This is a genomic window from Caballeronia catudaia (genome assembly GCF_001544755.2).
Classification (GTDB): Bacteria; Pseudomonadota; Gammaproteobacteria; order Burkholderiales; family Burkholderiaceae; genus Caballeronia; species Caballeronia catudaia.
In genome coordinates, this window is sequence record NZ_FCOF02000022.1 from 37030 (window position 1) to 57209 (window position 20180).

Below are 20180 nucleotides of genomic sequence, written 5' to 3' on the forward strand. Positions count from 1 at the left end.
TCGTTGATTCAACTTAGGGATCAAAGCTGTGCTAAATCGCCTGGTTAAAACGTTGGAAAGAGTGTGCTTCGGACACCGAGCAGCGGTGCTTGTGACGGTCGGGGTGTTTACGGTCGCCATGGCCGTGTTCGCCGTGCAACTGCGCATGGACGCGGGGTTCGAGAAGCAGATGCCGATCGGTCACGAGTACATCCGGACGTTCCAGAAATATCGCTCCGACCTGCTCGGTGCGAACCGGATAACCTTCGTCGTACGAGCTCGCCACGGCTCCATCTGGACGAAGGAGGGGCTCACCCGTCTGTATAGAGTGACTCAGGCGGTGACGTATCTACCGAACGTGGATCGGATCGGCGTGCAGTCGCTCTGGACGCCGAACGCATACGTGAACGAGATCACTGATGAAGGTTTTCGCGCCGAGCCGATCATCTCAGGCACCGTCACGCCTGAGCAACTGACGCCCGAGCTTGTCACCGCGATTCGGCATGCGACCACCCAGGGCGGCTACGTCGGAACGCTTGTTTCGCATAACGAAGACAGCGCCATGATCACGGCCGAGCTTAACGAGCGCGACCGTAACGGCAAGGTGCTCGACTATGTCAAGTTCAATCACCTGCTCGAGGCGCAGATCCGCAAGCCGTTCGAGGACGCAGGCTATGAGATCCAGATCATCGGATTCGCGAAACAAATTGGCGATATCGCCGATGGCGCCACGGCCGTGCTCGGTTTCTGCGGCATCGCACTACTGTTGACTGCGCTCGCGGTCTACTGGTACTGCCATTCGATTCGCTTCACGGTGCTGCTGATCGCCTGTTCCCTCACGTCACTGGTCTGGCAGTTCGGCACGCTTAAGCTGCTGGGATTCGGCCTCGATCCGCTCGCCGTGCTGGTGCCTTTCCTGGTTTTCGCGATTGGCGTGTCGCACGGCGTGCAGCAGGTCAACTTCATCGTGCGTGAGATCGCGCATGGCAACAATTCGTTTGATGCGGCGCGCCATAGCTTCAGCGGTTTGCTGATTCCGGGTGTGCTGGCCCTCGTCACCGCATTCGTGTCTTTCATCACGCTGCTGTTGATTCCGATTCCCATGGTGCGCGAGCTGGCTATTACTGCGTCGCTCGGCGTCGGCTACAAAATCGTGACGAACCTCGTGTTGCTGCCCGTCGCCGCTTCGTGCTTTCACTTCACAAAGAGCTATGCGGACAGCGCACTCAAACGCAGCGAGCGGCGCTCGTCATGGTTGCGTGGACTCGCGCGCATCGCCCAGCCGCGCTATGCAGGCGTGACCGTGGCGCTGACGCTCGTGGTTTTCGCTCTCGCTGCCTGGCAAAGCCGCGACCGCGTGATCGGTACGCTTCAGCCGGGTGCGCCCGAACTGCGTGCGGATGCGCGCTTCAACCAAGATGCGACGTCGATCGCGGCGAACTACGACATTGGTCTCGACTGGCTCACGCTCGCAATCGAGTCGGGAGGCAAGGCATGCGACAACCCTGTTGTCGGACTCTACGAAGACGATCTGACGAGCACGCTGCGTGACGAGCCCGGCGTGGTGTCAGTGCAGTCATACGCCGGGATGCTGCGCCGCTACAACCAGGGCTATAACGAAGACTATCCGAAGATGAACGTTGTGCCGATCGACCCCGAAAACTACGGCGCGGTTTCGGTGGATGCCGGCCGAGTGAAGGGCTTCATGAAGGCCAATTGTGGCATGACAGCGGTCCATCTTTTTCTCACCGATCACAAGGCCACGACGATTAGCCGAATTCTCGACGACGTGAAGCAATACCGCGCATCGCACGTATTTCCGGGTATCAATGTACGGCTTGCGGCGGGAAACGCGGGCGTGCTAGCGGCCATCAACGAAGAGGTGGAGAAGAGCGAGTTGCCGATGATGCTCTATGTCTACGCTGCCATCCTGATTTTGGTGTTCCTCGCCTACCGTGACTGGCGTGCAATGCTCGCGTGCTGTTTGCCGCTCACGGTCGCAACTTTCATTGGTTATTGGTTCATGAAGGAGTTGCAAATCGGGCTGACGGTGGCGACGCTTCCGGTCATGGTACTGGCCGTGGGTATTGGCGTGGACTATGCGTTCTATATCTACAACCGCTTGCAGGTGCATCTAGCGGGTGGCCAGAACATTGTGAAGGCGGTGCAGCACGCGATGCTCGAGGTCGGCGTAGCGACGATCTTCACGGCGATCACATTGGCCATCGGTGTGGCGACGTGGAGCTTCTCAGCACTGAAATTTCAGGCGGACATGGGCAAGCTGCTGGCGTTCATGTTCCTTGTGAACCTGCTGATGGCGATGACCGCGCTGCCGGCGTTGGCGTCGGTCCTGGAGCGCTGGTTTCCGCGCCGCAAGCCGGCGCGCGCGCCGGGGCTTTTCAGCCACTGACTGGAGACCAATCATGATCAAGATGTTTGTTGCCGGCGCGGCCTTGTGTGCGAGCGTCGCGGCCTTCGCTCAAGCACAGGGAGCGGTCGCGGACTGGGCGGCCAAACCCGCGCATGCCTGGACAGCGCCGAGGCACATGATGTTGATGGACGCGGCGCGCGCCGGATCGCGCATCGTTGCCGTAGGGGAGCACGGCGTAGTCGTGATGTCAGATGACGAGGGGAAAACGTGGCGTCAGTCTAACCATGTTCCGGTTTCTGCAACCCTTTCCGCGGTCACTTTTGCCGACGCGCAGCACGGCTGGACGGTCGGACAGTGGGGCGTGATTCTCGCGACGAGCGACGGCGGCGAGACATGGCAAAAGCAGCGGATAGACCTCTCAGTTGACCAGCCGTTGTTCTCCGTGCTCTTTACTACTGCTCGGGACGGAATCGCGGTGGGCCTATGGTCACTCATGCTCGTCACCCATGATGGTGGCAAGTCGTGGACGAAAGTGAGTGTGCCGAAACCACCGGGTAGTGGTCGTGCCGACCGCAACCTTTACCACGTCTTTTCTGATCGTCACGGTGTGCTTTACATCGACTCTGAGCAGGGAATGGTGCTGAAGTCCACGGATGGCGGGGCGAACTGGAATTATCAGGCGACGGGCGGCAAAGGGACGCTGTGGACGGGCGTGGCGCTGCCCGACGGCCGGATCATCGTAGGCGGTTTGCTGGGCGGCCTGTACCAGAGCAGCGACGATGGGGCGACATGGACGGCGCTGAACGCGGGCACGAAGAGTTCGATCACCGATCTTTTGACGACCGGGAATGGACTGATGGGCGTCGGGCTCGATGGCCTTGTTTTCCGGCAACGCGAGGGCAGTACTTCGTTCGAGGTTCAACAGCGCGCGGATCGTGCGTCCCTCACGGCCGCGGTGATCGATCGCACCGGCAAGCCGTTGCTGTTTTCGCAGGACGGTGTGCTGGTGGGGCCTTGAGCATGCTGCATTTCCTGCCGCATGTGTATATCGCAGTACTGCATATAATTGAAACAGGAGTGGCGCGATGGAAGTCGAGACGGAACCGAAAATGATTCGCAGGCCGCCCGCGCGGAGCCGGCGCCGGTTCCTCCACCTTGCCGCAGCAGGTGCTGCGACGCTGGCTGCCGATGGAGTGTCACTCGCGCAAAGTGCGGTTACGAAGCCCGCGAGAGACCGTGAGGTATTGGACGTCGCGATCATCGGCGCGGGTCTCGCAGGATTGACCGCGGGCCGTGACCTCCAGCTGGCTGGATGCGATTCGTTTGCCGTGCTTGAGGCACGCGATCGCGTCGGTGGACGAACCTATAACCATGACCTCGGCCACGGCGTCGTTTCCGAAGCCGGAGGGCAGTGGATCGGTCCCGGTCAGACCGCGATCTTCGATCTGGCGCGTCAGCTCGAGATCGACACATTTCCGAGCTGGTACGCAGGCAGGACCGTCGTGATGGCGCAGGACACTATTGTGGCCCAAGATTTTCATGGCGGCACCGGGGGTGACGACACGATCGGCAACCGGCTTGCCGAACTGTCGCGGGGCGTGCCATCCCGCGCGCCATGGAAGGCACCCAATCTGGCGGAATTGGATAGGCTCTCTTACGGCGAGTGGCTTTCGCAGCAGGGCGTGAAATACGAGGACGGCTACTTTCTCGCGCTAGCCGCGAAGCTGACGACGGGCGGTGCGCCGGCGCAGCTGGGTCTGCTGCACTACTTGTCGATGATCAACAGCGCTAGCTGCAACTATACGCAACTCGAAGCATTCAAGGGCGGGGCGCAGGAAACGCGCATCGTCGGCGGCTCACAGCGTCTGAGCATCAAGATGGCTGAGCAGCTCGGCGACAAGGTCAGGCTTTCCTCGCCGGTGCGCAAGATCACTGGCTGGGATCGCGAAGTCGTCGAGCTGCTCACCGATCAAGGCTCGATTAAGGCGAGTCGCGTCATCGTTGCGATGAATCCGGCGCTGTGCAATCAGGTCGTGTTCGATCCGCCGTTGCCCAGCGGGCGGGCTCAACTCCAGGAGCATTGGCCCACAAACGCCCCTATGCGCAAAACTGTCCACGTCTACGACAAGCCGTTCTGGCGCGACGCCGGCTACTGCGGAACGATCTTCCAGGTCGGCGGCCCCGTTTTCATGACGTACGACAACTCGCCTCCCGACGCATCGCTCGGCGTGATCGCCGCATTCGTCGCGCCGGGGATGCTGCCTGAAAACCCCGAAATGGCCGAGCAGACGCTGTCGGCGACATATGCCAAGGCATTCGGAGCGCGCGCGCTGCATCCGACACAGTTCCATGACTACGACTGGGGCCGGGTCGATCCGTGGACCCTGCATTGCATCAATCCCATGCCACCGGGCTTCTGGACGAAGTGGGGCAAATATCTGCACCCCGAAGTGGGGCGCCTGATCTGGTCGGGGACCGAAACTGCCGACCTCTGGGCGGGTGCGATGGACGGTGCCGTGCGTTCGGGCCACCGCGCTGCCTTGCAGGCGCTGGCCGCTTTCACTCGACGCGCCGGGGTGGCCTGAATGAAACGGGCATGGATCGTAAGCGGAGTCGTCGGGCTGGCCGCTGTGCTGGGCGTCGGAGTGCTTTACGGGCGCGAGTACCTGGACGGTCTGCATTTTGAAAAAGCGATGAGCGAGATCGACAGGTTGCAAGTGGCCAACGGTGGCTCCTGGCCGCAACCACAGGAGACGTGCTATTTCTGCCACGGTGCGCAGGGACAGTCCGTCAACGCCTGGTACCCGTCGCTGGCGGGACAGCCACAGGACTATCTCATCGCCCAATTGCGCGCGTTCGCCGACGGGCAACGGCCCAATGCTTATATGGGGCCGATTTCGAGGGACCTTACCGACGAGCAGATCGCATCCTTGGGTGCCTTCTTTGCGAGGCAGACGCCGGTCCAAAGCGCACCGGCGCGCAAACAGGCGGGGCTAGAAAAGCGCGGCATGGCACTCGTGGCGGAAAAAAGTTGCCAAGCGTGCCACGGAGCGGCGTTCATGGGTAAAAACCAGGTTCCGCGTCTGGCGGGACAGGGCGAAACCTATCTCGCGAGACAGCTTGCGGCATTCAAAACAGGCGAGCGTCACGACCCGAGCGGCGCAATGAATGGGCTGGCGGCCACGCTGTCGGACGAAGACGTAAAGGCGGTGGCCAACTATCTTGCCAGTCTGACGCTGGTCGGCAGCACCGCAGGCACGGGCACAAAATAGCGGCCCGCGTACCGAAGAGAGGTTTGAGGGACGGGAAATACCTGTCTTTTTTTAACTCATAATGTTTGTACATGATGCCTATGTTGGTCACAATGTTCTATAAAATGAACATGCATCATTGCTGCATTACCTGATAGCGGAGTTCGTCACCGCCGCCGGCATCCGCCGCGTTTGAAAGACGCACCGTTGGACCCAATCATCTTTTAGGAGACGAGCATGGCAAAGCATCCCGTGGTTGTATATGGCGCAAGTGGTTATACCGGCATGTTGATCATGGACTGGCTGATCGACCAGGACATTCCCTTTACCGCCGTGGCGCGCAACGCAAAGCGCACGCAGGAAATGATGGCGCAGCGGGTCGTGCGCCTCGAATCTGCGAACTACGAAATCATCGAGGTCGAACACACCGTCGATTCGCTCGTGAATGCTTTTCGCGGCGCGAAGGTCGTGTGCACCACCGTCGGGCCGTTCTTCGACTTCGGCCTGGCTACGGTGGAGGCGGCACTCAAGGCCGGTTGTCACTACCTGGACACCACCGGCGAGCAACATTTCATCCGCCAGGCGCGCGAGCAGTTTGGCGAGCTCTACCGTCAGGCCGGGCTGCTGTTGTCGCCGTCGAACGCGTACATGTACACCTTCGCGGAAATCGCGGCGGAGCTGGCGCTCGAGACGCCGGGTGTCGATGCGCTGGAGACGGCGACCTTAACGCGCGGCCCGCGCGGCGCCGGCGCCGGTGTGAGCGTGGGCTCCACGGCGACCATCTTCGGAGGCTATCGCCAGGAGTCGTGCTATCTGTGGGAAAAGAAGCTGGTGCCGCACGACAAGCACGCTTCGTTCAATGTTGCCTCCCCCGATTTTCTGCAGCCGGTGTTCGCGTTGCCGTGGGGCGGCACGTCGCTGCCGGTGTATTTCGAGCAGGATCCCCGTGTGCGTAGCTGTATCTCGTGCGTGGGCTTCTACGACAACAACGCGATGCAGATGGTGCATGGTCTCAGTCAGAAGTGGGATGCGGAATACGCGCACCTGCCGCGCGAGCAGCAGGATGCGGTGCTCAAGCAGCTTGTCGATTCCGTGACACCGTCGATGCCGCCGCGCGAGCGCACGTCGCTTCATCGCACGGTCGACTTCGCGATCGGCCGCGGTCAGCTTGCGGCGGTTCGGGCGACCGTGCACGGCATCACGCCGTATATCGCTACGGGAGCCATCCATGCTTCCGGCATCGCGAAGCTTCTCGACGGCGACACCGCGAAGGTTGGCTTCGCATCCGGCTCGAAGGCATTCGGCCATCGCTATCTGCTCGGGTTCCTCGAGCAGCGCGGACTCGCGCGCGCGACCGTCGCGCAGCTGTAACGGGCGCGAGCACGGAATCTCCGAACAGATTCAGGGAAATATCGGACATGGCAATCATTGACTTTTTCGATCGCGGTTGGCGTATTAATCCCAACGGCATCGCTTACATTCAGGACGAGCGAAGCTATTCGTTCAGTGAAGTTCACGCGCTGTCGTGCCGTATCGCCAACGGACTGCTCGCGGCAGGCTTCGAAAAGGAAGCGAAGGCGGCGGTCTGGGCCGATAACGACGTCACGGCATGGACCTGCACGCTCGGGCTGTGGCGCGCAGGCGTGGTGTGGATCCCGGTCAACGGGCGCAACGCGCCGCAGGAGAACCAGTACCTCCTCGAGGCCTTCGATTGCGAAGCGCTGTTTTTTCACCAGGCATTCGCACCGACGATCGAGGCGCTGCGTCCCAGCCTGCCCAAAGTGAGGCTCTGGATCTGTATCGATGCTGATCTGCCGTGGGCGCCGTCGCTCGAGAAATGGAGCGCGGCGCAACCTGCGACCGAGCCGAGCGTCGATTACGACATGGACGACATCGTGACGCTTTCTGCCACGGGCGGGACGACGGGTTTGCCGAAGGGCGTGATGAACACGCATCGCGCGTTTCAGACCTACTTCGCGCAGTTCATGATGGCGTTTCCGTACGGCGTGGAGCGTCCGGTGAATCTTGCGGCGGCGCCTATGACCCATACCGCCGGAATGCTCTCGCTGCCGTGTACCGCCCGCGGCGGCACGGTGGTCGTGCTGCCCAAGCCGGAGCCGGCGCTGCTGCTCGCGGCGATCGCGAACCATCGGGTGACGGAGTTCTTCCTGCCGCCGACGGTGATCTACCGACTGCTCGATATTCCCGGTATCGAGAACCAGGACTTCTCCTCGCTCAGATGCTTTTTGTATGGAGCGGCACCCATGTCGGTGGAAAAGCTCAAACGCGCGATCGAGGTGTTCGGTCCGGTGATGGCGGGCGGATACGGCCAGACTGAAGCCCCGGCGTCGATCTCCTATCTCACGCCGGCCGAGCACTTCGTGGATGGTGCGCTTGCTCCGGAAAGCCGGCTTTCGTCGGTGGGCAGACCCAATCCGCTGATTCGTGTCGAAATCATGAGCGATCGTGGCGAGACCCTGCCCCGGGGCGAAACCGGCGAAATCTGCGTTCGTGGCGACCTCGTGATGAAGGGCTACTTCAAGGCGCCCGACAAGACCGCCGAAACGATCGTGAACGGCTGGTTGCGCACGGGCGACGTCGGTCATATGGATGACGAAGGATATCTGCACATCACCGACCGCAAGAAGGACATGATCATCAGCGGCGGCTTCAATGTCTATCCGAGCGAAGTCGAGCAGGTGATCTGGGCGCACCCGGCGGTACAGGACTGCGCGGTGATCGGGGTGCCCGACGAAAAGTGGGGCGAGGCGGTGAAGGCGGTGGTGGAGCTTTACGCTGGTCAGAGCGTCAGTGCTGAAGAACTCGTGGCGTTATGCAAGGAGAAACTCGGCTCGGTGAAATCACCGAAGAGTGTGGACTTCATTGCGGCACTGCCGCGCAGCACCGCCGGCAAGGTGCTGAAGAAAGACCTCCGCGAGCAATACTGGCAAGGACAAGCCCGCCGGATCTGAGTCAGCCACGTTGAGAGAAAACACCATGAGCGACATTTACATCGCCGGCATTGCGATGACCGTGTTTGGCCGGCATTTCGAGCGCAGCATCGACGATCTCGCGGGCGAAGCGCTACGCGGCGCATTGAAGGATGCGGGTTGCGATGCGGGAGCGATCGGCGCGGCTTTCTATGCCGGAATCACCAACGGGCCGCTGCAGGGCCAGCTGTCGATTCCGGGGCAGATCGTGTTCAGCAAGATCGGAATTGAGGGTATCCCCGTCTATAACGTCGAAAACGCCTGCGCATCGGGGAGCACCGCGGTGCATCTCGCGGCCCAGGCGCTTCGGTCGGGTGCCTGCGATGTAGCTCTCGCGCTCGGCGCAGAGAAGATGAACGTCCCGGACAAGGCGAAATCATTCGCCTTGTTCGAGGCGGGCTGGGACGTGTCGCGCGTCGACGAGAACTTCGCCAATCTGATGAGGCTCGGCGAAGGCATCGAACCGCCGCCTGGGTCGGAGTCCGACCGGCCGTATAGCCGCTTCATGTCGGTCTATGCCGCGCTGTGCAGGTATCACATGAAGACTTACGGGACCACGCAACGGCAGATTGCTGCAATTTCGTCGAAAAACCACCTGCATTCGGTGCACAACCCATACTCGCAGTTTCGCCAGCCATTCACAATCGACGAGGTGCTCGCAGCACCGCCGATCACGTATCCGATCACGCTGCCCATGTGTGCGCCGGTTTCGGACGGCGCGGCGGCGGCGATCGTATGTACCGAGGAGGGCTTGCGGCGCATTGGCGCCGACCGTCGCCGATGTGTCAGGATCGCGGCGAGCGTGATCCGCAGCTTCTCGCATCGGCGCATCGATGAGCCACAGAAGAACATCGGCCGCCTCGCGGCGCTTTACGCATACGACCAGGCGGGAATTGGTCCAGAGGACGTGGATATTGCGGAGGTGCACGACGCATCAGCGATGGGCGAAATCATCCAGGCCGAGAATCTCGGGCTGGTGCCATTTGGCGAAGGCGGACCCGCTGCCGAGCGCGGCGAGTTCACGCTCGGCGGCCGCATTCCCATCAACACGTCTGGCGGCCTCGAATCGAAAGGGCACCCGTTGGGTGCGACGGGAGTCGGTCAGCTCTATGAACTGGTAACTCAGCTGCGTGGAGAAGCGGGTTCTCGCCAGGTACCCGGCGCGCGTCACGCGATTCAGGAAAACGGCGGCGGCTTTCAGGGTGTCGAGGAAGCCTCGCTCGCGGTCCACATTCTAAGCAAGACTTGATGGAGCATTTATGAGTGAGACGACGGAAACACAGGCAGAACAGCAAGACGGCTCTCGTTCTGGAGTGAACCGCCGCACGTTCCTCAAGGGTGCGGCGGTGGCAGCCGTAGTGGTGCCGGCAGTGGCGGCTACACAATGCTCGAGCAATGAATCAGGTAGTCCGGTGGAGGAAGCCAGAATGGCTGCTGACATGGAGAAATACCGCGCGCATGGCGGCTGGGTGGAAAGACCAGACGACTTCCAGCCGGAACTCGTAGGCGACGTAAATGCGGATGTGGTCATCGTCGGCGCCGGTTTTGCCGGGCTTTCAGCTGCGCTGGAACTGGTCAAGCATGGAGCGAAAGTGGTCGTGCTTGAGCGCGAATTTGCCGGCTTTGGTGCAAGTGGACGCAACGCGGGCTATCTGGCCGGTGCACTCTCGCTCGAATGCGATCTTTTTCTCAAGAGCATAGGAAAAGAAAAAGGCAAGGAGATCGTCCGCTACTACGAGGACGCCGTCCCCTTCGTGGAAAGCAAACTTAAAGAGTACGAGATTGACTGCGACTACAACCAGACGGGCATCATCCGTGCGGGAATCGATCCCGCACAGGAAGAGAAGGTGCGCGAGGGCATGCGAACCGGCGCCGAGCTGGGCTTTCAGTCGGAGTTTCTCGATCAGGCTGAGATGCGTGCACGTGGCATTCCGCCCGCGTTTTTGTTTGGCAACTACGTGTCGCGCGGCGGCACGCTTCACCCCGGCAAGTATGTGATGGGGCTCAGGCGCGCAGCGCTTCGGGCAGGCGTGAGGATTTTCGAGAATACGCCGCTGCTGTCCTACACGGAAGGGCCTGTCATCAAGGTGCAAACACCGCGCGGAAGTGCAAGCGCACCGGCTATGATGCTGGCCACCAACGCCTATACGCCGCAACTCGGCCTGCTTGCAGACAAAGTCGTACCGTTGCGGGTCTCGGCGATCGAGACTGAGCCGCTCTCCGAGCCTCAGCGCAAGGCCTTAGGCTGGCCACGACGCGAAGGGATCGTGACCGCACACTGGACCATGGAAAGCCATCGCTTGACCGTGAATAACGCGCTCGTGGTCACGACGAAGCGAATCCATTATCCGTACGGCTCCAAAACACCGAACGTGCCCGACTACGAGTCATATCGCGAGCTGCGCACGGCCCTGCATGACCGCTTCCCCTCACTCAAGGGCGTCGCGCTGCGGGCATGCTGGAGCGGCTACATCAGCCTGGCCAATGATGCGTTGCCCGTTGTCGGGGCCATTGGGTCGCATCAGAACATCTTCTACAGTGCCGGATGCTCCGGCCACGGCGTGGCCTCGCAATCGATGGTCGGAAGCATGATTGCAGGGCGGATTCGCGGCACCGACAATCCGCTGCTTTCGGCGCTGGATCACAAGACGCCATCGATGCTGCCTGAGCCCCTGCGATGGTGCGTCATGACGGGGGCGCTGGGTGTGGTGAACGCGCTCGACGAGCGTGTGAACAGCAAGGTGCGCGCTGCGCAGGCGCGAATGTCGTAACCGGCGTTGCGTGACGAGACGCTTGCAGTGGATACGTATCGTCCACGTTTCGAATCTGTCTTGTTGAACGCATAGGGTGAGCGGCGCGATGACCGGAAAAACGAACCGAGGTCAGGATGAGTGCGATCGGACGTTGCGGCGCACGCACTATGCGCACGGAGGTCCGTCCCGATGTACTCGAAGCCACGTGTACCTTTGGCGCAATCGTGACTGCATTACGGCCCCGGCGGGGGCGTCTACCTCACTCGGGAGGGAAAGCGATGACAGTGCGAAAAGAGCCCAGTCCCCGTAAGCGGCGCGCATCGGGCGCAGCATGTTCCATGGGACATCCCGCTGATGGCCTGCGCGCCCAAGGCTTACGTACGCGCAATGCCATCATCCATGCGGCAAGGAAGCTTTTGCTCGAGAGTGGGCCCATGGCGTTCTCGCTGCGCGCCGTTGCTTTGCGTGCGGGAATCAGTGTCAGCAACCTCCAGTATTACTTCCCAACACGCTCTGCCGTCCTGCGGGCGGTCATGCTACCCGCGATCGACACATATTTCGATGCGTTGAAGCGGGCGCTCCAAAGCAATGCTTCGCCGCGTGCGACGCTCGACGCCATTCTCCATCAGTCGGTGCAGGACGCCAAGGACTCAGAGTACATCTCGCTGTGGTGGCATTTCTTTTCGTTTGCGTCTACTGACCCCGAGTGCGCGCAAATGCGCAACGACTGGTACGACACCTTGACAAGTCAAGTTGCTGATCTCATTCATGCCGCAAATCCGGCACGTGGAGCCGCCGAGAGCGCGCACATCGCAGTGCTGCTCATTTCGATGCTCGACGGCGTGACCTTCCATCTGGGCACCGTGCGCAGTAGCCGGGCGTACATGCGAAAGTTCGAGGCGAAGTTGTTCGAGATCGCGCATACCTTGGTTGGGGAAAAGCGATAGACGCGGAGATTGTTTAGGGCCGGCTGGCAGCGTGAACAGGCCATAGAAGAAACATTTGGTCGCGGCCGGATAAAAAGGACAGGGAATACCCGTCTTTTTTTTCCAGGCCGTAATTTGTATAGTGACCTATGTTTGGTATTTATATCTACGATTGAGGTGGCCAGACTGCCAGGCAGTCTGGTCGAGTTGCATCCTGGACAGGAGGAATATCGGAATGATTCGACTACACAAGTCCGTAGGATTGCCGCTGGCTGGATTGACCGGCTTCGAAACCCCGATGGGCGAGGAAGAACGTGCGATCCAGGACACGGTTCACCGTTTCGCACGCGATGTGTTGAAGCCCGTCGGCCGCGAACTCGATCGAATGACGCCGGAGGAAGTGATCGCGCACGGCTCGCCGTACTGGGCCGCCATGATGGAGAGCGCGAAGCTTGGCCTTGATCCGCAGTTGCTCGCGCAGCTTCCGCCGGACATGGCGGTGCGCATCGAATCGCTGATTGGCGAAGAGCTCGGTTGGGGTGATGCAGGGCTTGCTGTTTCGATCGGCGTGGCGCCAGCCCCGCTGATGATGGCGCAATCGGTCGGCAACCAGGAGCTGATCGATATGTGCGCCGGCAAGATTGGTTGTTGGATGAATACCCAGCCTGACCGCGGCACCGATGCCGCGATTCTCTATCGCGACGAGATCAGCGCGATCGGCAAGCAGCCATTGGGTAACCTTACCGCGAAGGTAGTCGCGGATGAAATCGTCATCAACGGTCAAAGTTCCGCATGGATCTCCAACGGCTCGGTCGCTCAGGTGGCGCTCGCGTACATGGCGGCGGATTATGGCGATGGCTTCTATGGAAGCGGGGAACGAAGTGCGTTCACGAACGGAATCGGCATGATTCTTCCGCTTGATTTGCCAGGTGTCTCCCGAGGCAAACCGCTCGACAAGATTGGCCAGCGCTCACTGCCGCAGGGCGAAATCTACTTCGACAACGTGAAGGTGCCCAAGCGCTTCGCGATTGCGCTGCAGGACGATTACCTCGGCAACCTGGCCTCCACATGGTCGTTCGCCGGCACGCACATGTGCCAGGTGTTCGTAGGCGTGGCCCGCGCCGCGTTCGAACTCGCGCTGGGATATTGCCACGAACGCAAACAAGGCGGAGCGCTGTTGATCGACCACCAGATGACGCAATTGCGCGTGGGCGAGATGCTGCGTCGGCTGGAAATGGCGCGTGCGATCGCGCGACGCAGCCTCGCATTCTCACGTCTGTCTCCGAAGAGCCATCCGTACGCAACTGCCCAGGCCAAGGTCAGCGTGACGGAGGAAGCCATGAAGATTACGACTGAGGCGTTCCAGCTCTTCGGCGGTAATGGCACCACCCGCGAGTTCCCGATCGAGAAGCTGTTCCGTGATGTCCGGTCCGCACTGATCGAGGACGGCGAGAATTACCACCTCACGTTGCGTCTTGGCGTGCTCGCAGGAAAGCTTTATCAGAACGGTTGGACGAAAGAGTGAACAACCCGTCGGCGCAAGTTGGCTTCGCGTCGGCTCCAGGGCACCCCCGGTCCAGATATCAGAACGTGGCTGATGAGAGGGCAGTGCCGCTCGCTGCTGTGCTAACGACTGTCGCGGCTTCAGCTCAGGTGCCCGCGACGAGCGCAGGCAGCGCAAGTGGATTAAACGAGGAACAGCAATGAAAGTGTTGGTGGCGGTGAAGTGGGTCGTGGACGCCAATGTGAAGGTCGGCGTCAAGTCCGACGGAACAGGTATCGATATCGCCAATGTGAAGATGTCGATAAACCCATTCGACGAAATTGCCGTGGAAGAGGCGGTGCGTCTTAAGGAAGCCGGCTTGGCCACGGAGATCATCGCGGTGTCGGCGGGGGTGATGCAGGTGCAGGAGACTCTGCGGACGGCACTCGCGATAGGCGCGGATCGCGCGATCCTCATCGAGTCGAATGAGATCCTGCAACCGCTCGCCGTGGCAAAGCTGCTCAAGGCACTCGTCGACAAGGAGCAACCGCAGCTCGTGATCCTCGGTAAGCAGTCCATCGACGACGATTCGAACCAGACCGGCCAGATGCTCGCCGCGATCGCGAACTTGCCGCAAGCGACCTTCGCTTCGAAGATCACCATCGCTGATGGCGAGGCCACGGTCGTACGTGAAGTCGATGGCGGTGCGGAAACGCTGTCGCTCAAACTGCCCGCAGTGGTGACTACCGACCTTCGTTTGAACGAGCCGCGCTACGTCACGCTGCCGAACATCATGAAGGCGAAGAAGAAGCCGCTGGAGACGGTTACGCCCGACGACTTTGGTGTGGACGTCACGCCGCGTCTGCGAACCCTGAAGGTCGCTGAGCCGCCCGCGCGCTCGGCTGGTGTGAAGGTTGCCGACGTGAAGGTACTGGTCGAGAAGCTGAAGACAGAAGCCAAGGTTATCTGAAGGTTAGGGAGCGAGAGAGATGAGGAACCTGGTTATTGCTGAACACGATAACGTGTCGGTTAAAGCTGCAACGCTGAACACGGTCGCCGCTGCACAGAAGATCGGGGGCGACGTGCACGTGCTGATTTTAGGTCACAACGCAAAGGCCGCGGCCGATTCAGCGGCGAAGATCGCCGGCGTTTCGAAGGTGCTGCTAGCCGATGCCCCGCACCTCGAAGTAGGCCTCGCAGAGAACGTTGAAGCGACGGTGCTTTCGATTGCGAGGAACTATTCGCACATTCTAGCGCCGGCCACGGCAGCGGGCAAAAACGTTACGCCGCGGGTTGCTGCAAAGCTTGACGTCGCGCAAATCTCGGAAATCACGGCAGTGAACTCGCCGGACACGTTCGAGCGTCCAGTCTATGCGGGCAATGCGATCGTAACTGTTCAGTCAGTGGATCCGATCAAGGTCATCACGGTGCGGCCCACGGCATTTGATGCAGTTTCCGCACACGGTGGCAATGCCGTCGTGGAAAGGCTCGACGCGTCAGCAGACAGCGGCCTCTCGCAATTCGTTGGCCGTGAAGTCACGAAACTCGACCGTCCGGAGCTGACTAGCGCGAAGATCGTCGTTTCGGGTGGCCGCGGCCTGGGCAGCAGCGAGAGCTTTGCGTCGATTCTGGAGCCGCTCGCGGACAAGCTCAACGCAGCACTCGGCGCCTCGCGTGCGGCAGTGGATGCGGGATATGTGTCAAACGACTACCAAGTCGGCCAGACCGGCAAGATCGTCGCACCGCACCTGTACGTTGCCGTGGGCATCTCGGGTGCGATCCAGCACCTGGCTGGCATGAAGGACTCAAAGGTGATTGTCGCAATCAACAAGGATGAAGAAGCGCCAATTTTCAGCGTGGCCGACTACGGTCTCGTGGGCGATCTTTTCCAGATCGTGCCGGAACTGGTGTCGTCAATGTGAGCGCTAGTCCGGACATGCGTAGTGATGTTCGGGGGGATCCGGGGCCGGCCCTGCTCACGAGCCCGGATCAAGATCTTTCTATGGCGCCGCACTTTGGTGCTTAGCGAGACGTGCGACAGCGGAACGTCGCGAGTCGCCTTGCTTTTCTTCGCCTTAATGATTGGTATACCGACCTATATTTGCCTTATTGGACTATATATGCGGCACTGGAACGGCAGACCCCAGTCTCGCATAAAACTTATCAGTTGTTCTGAATGGACCTTCAAGGATATGCGCAGGACGTTATATCGGCCTGGATATGGTACCTGGAGGCTGAAAGGGGCAGTTTCGGGGAAGCAGACGAGCAGGACCTCATCACGCAGACAGAGGCACTATGGCAAAAAAATTTTCCCCTGACGGCGCGGCAAGCCCAGAGCGTAGGCAATGGCTTAAATATGCCGGTGCCTCGGCTGCCGTTGGCACGCTCACCGTGGGTGCTCGGCAGTCGTTTGCAGCGGTTGCCAAGAACGCTGCAAGCGCGGACGACGTTCTCGACGTCGCCATCATAGGAGCGGGGCTGGCTGGACTAACTGCCGCGCGAGATCTGCGTCAAGCAGGCTGCGAGTCGTTTCTGGTGCTGGAAGCCCGTGATCGTGTGGGGGGGCGAACGCTCAACTACAACATTCCCGGCGGGTACGTTTCGGAAGTTGGCGGCCAATGGATCGGGCCGGGCCAGACAGCCGTCGCAGATCTTGCCCGCGAACTGGGTGTTGGTACCTTCCCGACCTACTACGACGGCAATACGGTCATTCTGGGCGGCGACGGTCGCGTGACTGTCAATCTGAAGGGCACGTTCGGCACCGACGAGGCGATTGGGGCAAAGCTCAGCAGACTCTCGCGCGACGTGCCTTGCGGCACACCGTGGACGTCCTCGAAGGCCGGCGAACTTGACCGGCTCTCGGTTGGTGACTGGCTGCAAAAACAGAATATCAAGCCGGAGGACCAGGTGGCATGGAATGGCAGCATCACCCTTTCGGGCGGCACGGCGCCCGCAAAGATGGGATTACTGCATTTCCTTTCGATGGTCAATTCAGCGAATTGCGATTACTCGCAGCTTGACAGCATCAAGCATAGCGCCCAGGAAACGCGCTTCATTGGTGGCTCGCAAATCCTCAGCATCAAGATGGCCCAGCAACTGGGCGACAAGGTGCGCCTTTCCACTCCAGTGCGCCGAATTGCCGGATGGGACGGCGACGTCGTGACTCTGCATACCGACCGTGGCGAAGTGCGCGCACGAACCGTCGTCATGGCCATCCATCCGGCATTGTGTCATCAGGTCCAGTTCGATCCTCCGTTGCCAGAAAAGCGCGCGGCCCTTCAGCGCGCCTGGCCCGCAAATTCTCCCGCACGGAAGACGGCCATGGTGTATCGCCGCCCGTTCTGGCGCGACAAGGGAATGAACGGAAGCATCTTCCAGTTCAATGGTCCGATCCTCTGGGCCTATGACAACTCCCCGCCCGCAGCAGAGATCGGCGTTATCAATGCATTCGTCGAGAACGCCAAGGTGCCATCGGATCGGGACGCGGCGATCGCTATGCATAAGCAGTTCTACGCCCAGGCATGGGGCAACGAAGCACTGTCTCCCGTCGCCTACCACGATCAAGACTGGGGCCAGGCGGATCGCTGGACCTTAACCTGCGTTTCCGCCATTCCTCCGGGATTTTGGAGTGCACACGGCGAGGCTCTGCGCCCGTCGTGCGGCAGGCTGATCTGGTCGGGGACGGAGACTGCGAATATTTGGGCCGGCTACATGGATGGCGCCGTGCGCTCAGGACATCAGGGCGCGCTTCAGGCCCTGAACGCCCTGCGTCGGGCGTAAGAGGGCGATGATGAAAAAAATCCTATTGATTTGCGTTCCTTTGGCCGTGGTACTGTTGCTGGCCATTTTCGGTTCCGATCTGCTGGGTCTTTATCGGCTTCAGAGCTATATCGCGAACTCGACAACCGCTTACCTGGCCGACGGTGGCGCTTGGCCACATGTAACCGATGTCTGCATGGGGTGCCACGGCGTCAAGGGCAATTCACTCCACCAAGGGTATCCGAGCCTGGCGGGGCAACCAGCACCTTACCTAGAGGCTCAACTCCACGACTTCTCAAGTCAGGCGCGGCGAAATCCGAATATGACGCCTCTCGCGATGACGATGAGCGATGCGCAGATCAAGTCGCTGGCGGCATATTTCGCGGGTGTGCCCCCTGTCGCGAATCGTTACTTCAAGCCGGATGCGCAACTGCGCGAGAAAGGGCTGCATCTGGTAGCCGCTGCCAACTGTGCCGCATGTCATGGTGCTCAATTGATGGGCCACGATCAGTTTCCGCGTCTGGCTGGCCAGGGGTACGACTATCTGCTTGCGCAGTTCGATGACTTTGCTTCGGGCACCCGCAGCGAACCCACAGGCGTGATGAAAAACCTTGCGATGGGTTTTTCGCCCGAAGATCGCAAAGCCGTTGCCACCTATCTGGCAAGCCTTGACCCGAAGAAAGATTGACCAATCAGATACAACCGGAATTGGGAGTAAGCGATGGACCTCAGATCTTTAGTTCTTATGCTTTCTAGTGCTTTGCTGGCGGTGAGCTCATTCTTTTATGGCTGGAAGTTCGTCAAGAAAAAAAACTATCTTCTTGGGCTGGAGATGTGGATCGTCGGCACCTCGGCGACGAACGCTATCGTATTCTTTGCCACGGGCAATGCAGTTTCCTATGAGATAGCGCACTTCTTCGACGCGTTCTCTCGAGGGTTCGGCATGCCCATCATCGCCGTCGCCGGCTTATTGGCGATTACGCACGGCTACAAGCCGTCAATTCGGCAGGACGTCGCGGCGTTTGCCGCTTCGTTTGTGCTCACATTCGTTTTAGTGGGAGTAGATTTTATTTCCGGGTTTTTGCCTTACTACTATCTTGCGATGTGGATCGGCCTGTCGATCTATCTCGCTTATTTCGTCAAACGATTGCTAAACGTGGGCGCCATGCTTGAGGCGCTGGGCGTCGTTGTGTCGCTAGTGGCCTCGCTCGCGATTGCAGGTATCTACGATTTCTACAAAATCCCCGGCGAGGAAACCAACCTCGTGCTCAATTTTTTCACGTTGGCGCTGTGTACATGGGCCTATTTCATGCCGGCCATCTACTACGGCTATTGCGCCCTGGAGCGTGCTCAAAGCGGGAGCCTGATGGCGAAGAGTCTCGCTCCTTACCGCAACTAAGCGAAGACGACGCTATTGTTACGTTCCGCGCGACTGGAAGTCTATTTTTGGAGTGCTGAGCGTTCTTCATGGAGATTATGATGAATCAACCCTCGCGCAAGGTAATGCGCTTCACGGCTTGGAGCGCGATCATCGGTGGCGTTCTGGCGTACGCGAATGCCGGATTGTCTTTTGCAGTAACAGGTCCAGATGCGGATATGGTGCTGCACGGCGCATCGATGCTCGCCTTGCCACCGGATACTCGCGAGCTGTTTCGCTGGTGCATGGTTGCCGACACACTCGGGTTCTATCTGCCCTTCGTCGTCATTGGCGGCTACTTTGTGCACGCATTTCAAGAAGAACTGGGCGCGCTGGCCAGTATGGTTGCGATGGCTGTCGCGTTGTATGTCATGGTGGGCTTGACCGGTGCTGTCATGCAGTTTGCAACCCTTCACCCTCTGGCGCATCTCTACGCGGGCGGCGACGACGCTACGAGAAATGCCGCGGCGGCAGTATGGACTGCGGTCGCCAATGGGACACAAAACGGCCTCTGGTGGATTGAGGGTCCGCTCGTATTCTTCTGGACGCTGATCGCCGCCGACGTGCTCAAAAAGGCAGGTTGGAAAGGGTCGTTTCTGCTAAAGATCGTCGGCTGGGCCTTCGCGGTCTTCTTCCTGTTCGGCTTTTTTCCAGACCTCGAGGCGCTGTCGAACTACAGCGAGATGGTGGTCGTGCTCGTTCTGCCGCTGTGGATGTTGTTGTTTGGCGGTCAGCTGCTGCGCCGCGCACGAACGTTGCCGAATCGCTTTCAAGGCGCTGGCGCAACTAATAAGGCGACTCTCTCACGTCGTCTCTCAACAAAGGATCAAATATGACTACCCTGATCGTGACCTACCTGAACGCAGAAGGTGCGACGTTCGACCGCGAGTATTACCTTTCGACCCATGCTCCGCTTGTCCGCTCGGCGTGGAGTGAGTTCGGTCTTCAATCGGCCGAGGTCCTGTTTCCGTCGTCCGATCCACAACCCTTCGCATGCTTGGCAATACTGCGCTTCAGCGATCAGGCCGGCATCAATATGGCTCTTTCCTCCGCCAAAGCCGCCGAGGTGATTGGCGACGTGAAGAACTTCACCAATATCGCGCCGTCGATTTTCTGCGCGGACGATTGATCATCGCGCCGCTGGCCTGACTCCGCCATTACCGCCGCGCCTGCATCGCACCACCTCGCTTACTTCGTTGGAGATCCACGCGTGCAACCCCATCCAGCAAGGAGAAGTCTCAGTGAGACAGA

The 20180-nt window shown here is 60.1% G+C and carries 17 protein-coding genes; all 17 read left to right on the plus strand.

Features of this window, described 5'->3' with window-relative positions:
* Positions 1-28 precede the first annotated feature (28 nt).
* The 17 genes from AWB75_RS22180 (at position 29) to AWB75_RS22260 (ending at position 20058) form a co-directional block, all read left to right on the plus strand.
* Positions 29-2389 (plus strand): efflux RND transporter permease subunit, encoded by a 2361-nt coding sequence (locus AWB75_RS22180; RefSeq protein WP_061126201.1) that lies wholly within the window; start codon positions 29-31, stop codon positions 2387-2389.
* Between the two features lie 13 nt (positions 2390-2402).
* A complete protein-coding gene (locus AWB75_RS22185; RefSeq protein WP_061126202.1) occupies positions 2403-3368 on the plus strand; it encodes a WD40/YVTN/BNR-like repeat-containing protein in 966 nt (321 codons plus the stop codon).
* A 67-nt stretch (positions 3369-3435) separates the two neighbouring features.
* Entirely contained in the window at positions 3436-4935 is a 1500-nt protein-coding gene (locus tag AWB75_RS22190; protein ID WP_407642159.1) for a flavin monoamine oxidase family protein, read from the plus strand.
* Positions 4936-5622: a c-type cytochrome gene (locus tag AWB75_RS22195; protein WP_061126203.1), complete on the plus strand. Its 687-nt coding sequence runs from the start codon at positions 4936-4938 to the stop codon at positions 5620-5622.
* Between the two features lie 216 nt (positions 5623-5838).
* Positions 5839-6972, plus strand: coding sequence for a saccharopine dehydrogenase family protein (locus AWB75_RS22200; protein WP_061126204.1), 1134 nt, complete (start codon positions 5839-5841; stop codon positions 6970-6972).
* A gap of 47 nt (positions 6973-7019) precedes the next feature.
* Entirely contained in the window at positions 7020-8573 is a 1554-nt protein-coding gene (locus AWB75_RS22205; RefSeq protein WP_061126205.1) for a class I adenylate-forming enzyme family protein, read from the plus strand.
* A gap of 25 nt (positions 8574-8598) precedes the next feature.
* Positions 8599-9840: a thiolase family protein gene (locus tag AWB75_RS22210; protein ID WP_061126206.1), complete on the plus strand. Its 1242-nt coding sequence runs from the start codon at positions 8599-8601 to the stop codon at positions 9838-9840.
* A 178-nt stretch (positions 9841-10018) separates the two neighbouring features.
* Positions 10019-11362 carry an NAD(P)/FAD-dependent oxidoreductase gene (locus tag AWB75_RS22215; RefSeq protein ID WP_061126207.1) on the plus strand — a complete coding sequence of 448 codons (1344 nt, stop codon included), beginning with the start codon at positions 10019-10021 and terminating at the stop codon, positions 11360-11362.
* 320 nt (positions 11363-11682) lie between these two features.
* Positions 11683-12291, plus strand: a complete 609-nt coding sequence (locus AWB75_RS22220; RefSeq protein WP_235012195.1) for a TetR/AcrR family transcriptional regulator — start codon at positions 11683-11685, stop codon at positions 12289-12291.
* A 214-nt stretch (positions 12292-12505) separates the two neighbouring features.
* Positions 12506-13795, plus strand: coding sequence for an acyl-CoA dehydrogenase family protein (locus tag AWB75_RS22225; RefSeq protein ID WP_061126209.1), 1290 nt, complete (start codon positions 12506-12508; stop codon positions 13793-13795).
* A gap of 178 nt (positions 13796-13973) precedes the next feature.
* Positions 13974-14723, plus strand: a complete 750-nt coding sequence (locus tag AWB75_RS22230; protein WP_061126210.1) for an electron transfer flavoprotein subunit beta/FixA family protein — start codon at positions 13974-13976, stop codon at positions 14721-14723.
* 19 nt (positions 14724-14742) lie between these two features.
* The gene (locus AWB75_RS22235; RefSeq protein ID WP_061126211.1) at positions 14743-15675 is read left to right on the plus strand and encodes an electron transfer flavoprotein subunit alpha/FixB family protein; all 933 of its coding nucleotides are present in this window, start codon (positions 14743-14745) and stop codon (positions 15673-15675) included.
* Positions 15676-16048: 373 nt separating this feature from the next.
* A complete protein-coding gene (locus AWB75_RS22240; RefSeq protein WP_061126212.1) occupies positions 16049-17533 on the plus strand; it encodes a flavin monoamine oxidase family protein in 1485 nt (494 codons plus the stop codon).
* A gap of 7 nt (positions 17534-17540) precedes the next feature.
* Positions 17541-18200 carry a c-type cytochrome gene (locus tag AWB75_RS22245; RefSeq protein ID WP_061126213.1) on the plus strand — a complete coding sequence of 220 codons (660 nt, stop codon included), beginning with the start codon at positions 17541-17543 and terminating at the stop codon, positions 18198-18200.
* Positions 18201-18233: 33 nt separating this feature from the next.
* Positions 18234-18911 (plus strand): hypothetical protein, encoded by a 678-nt coding sequence (locus AWB75_RS22250; protein WP_061126214.1) that lies wholly within the window; start codon positions 18234-18236, stop codon positions 18909-18911.
* Between the two features lie 68 nt (positions 18912-18979).
* The gene (locus tag AWB75_RS22255) at positions 18980-19765 is read left to right on the plus strand and encodes a hypothetical protein (RefSeq protein WP_235012196.1); all 786 of its coding nucleotides are present in this window, start codon (positions 18980-18982) and stop codon (positions 19763-19765) included.
* Positions 19762-20058, plus strand: a complete 297-nt coding sequence (locus tag AWB75_RS22260) for an EthD family reductase (protein ID WP_061126215.1) — start codon at positions 19762-19764, stop codon at positions 20056-20058. The genes AWB75_RS22255 and AWB75_RS22260 overlap by 4 nt, the downstream gene beginning before the upstream one ends.
* Positions 20059-20180: the final 122 nt, after the last annotated feature.

Coding starts and splice junctions, on each gene's coding strand:
- AWB75_RS22235 (WP_061126211.1), top strand. CDS start 14,743: ATGAGGAACCTGGTTATTGCTGAACACGATAACGTGTCGGTTAAAGCT.
- AWB75_RS22250 (WP_061126214.1), top strand. CDS start 18,234: ATGGACCTCAGATCTTTAGTTCTTATGCTTTCTAGTGCTTTGCTGGCG.
- AWB75_RS22225 (WP_061126209.1), top strand. CDS start 12,506: ATGATTCGACTACACAAGTCCGTAGGATTGCCGCTGGCTGGATTGACC.
- AWB75_RS22210 (WP_061126206.1), top strand. CDS start 8,599: ATGAGCGACATTTACATCGCCGGCATTGCGATGACCGTGTTTGGCCGG.
- AWB75_RS22245 (WP_061126213.1), top strand. CDS start 17,541: ATGATGAAAAAAATCCTATTGATTTGCGTTCCTTTGGCCGTGGTACTG.
- AWB75_RS22230 (WP_061126210.1), top strand. CDS start 13,974: ATGAAAGTGTTGGTGGCGGTGAAGTGGGTCGTGGACGCCAATGTGAAG.
- AWB75_RS22260 (WP_061126215.1), top strand. CDS start 19,762: ATGACTACCCTGATCGTGACCTACCTGAACGCAGAAGGTGCGACGTTC.
- AWB75_RS22240 (WP_061126212.1), top strand. CDS start 16,049: ATGGCAAAAAAATTTTCCCCTGACGGCGCGGCAAGCCCAGAGCGTAGG.
- AWB75_RS22200 (WP_061126204.1), top strand. CDS start 5,839: ATGGCAAAGCATCCCGTGGTTGTATATGGCGCAAGTGGTTATACCGGC.
- AWB75_RS22205 (WP_061126205.1), top strand. CDS start 7,020: ATGGCAATCATTGACTTTTTCGATCGCGGTTGGCGTATTAATCCCAAC.
- AWB75_RS22215 (WP_061126207.1), top strand. CDS start 10,019: ATGGCTGCTGACATGGAGAAATACCGCGCGCATGGCGGCTGGGTGGAA.
- AWB75_RS22195 (WP_061126203.1), top strand. CDS start 4,936: ATGAAACGGGCATGGATCGTAAGCGGAGTCGTCGGGCTGGCCGCTGTG.
- AWB75_RS22255 (WP_235012196.1), top strand. CDS start 18,980: ATGGAGATTATGATGAATCAACCCTCGCGCAAGGTAATGCGCTTCACG.
- AWB75_RS22185 (WP_061126202.1), top strand. CDS start 2,403: ATGATCAAGATGTTTGTTGCCGGCGCGGCCTTGTGTGCGAGCGTCGCG.
- AWB75_RS22190 (WP_407642159.1), top strand. CDS start 3,436: ATGGAAGTCGAGACGGAACCGAAAATGATTCGCAGGCCGCCCGCGCGG.
- AWB75_RS22220 (WP_235012195.1), top strand. CDS start 11,683: ATGGGACATCCCGCTGATGGCCTGCGCGCCCAAGGCTTACGTACGCGC.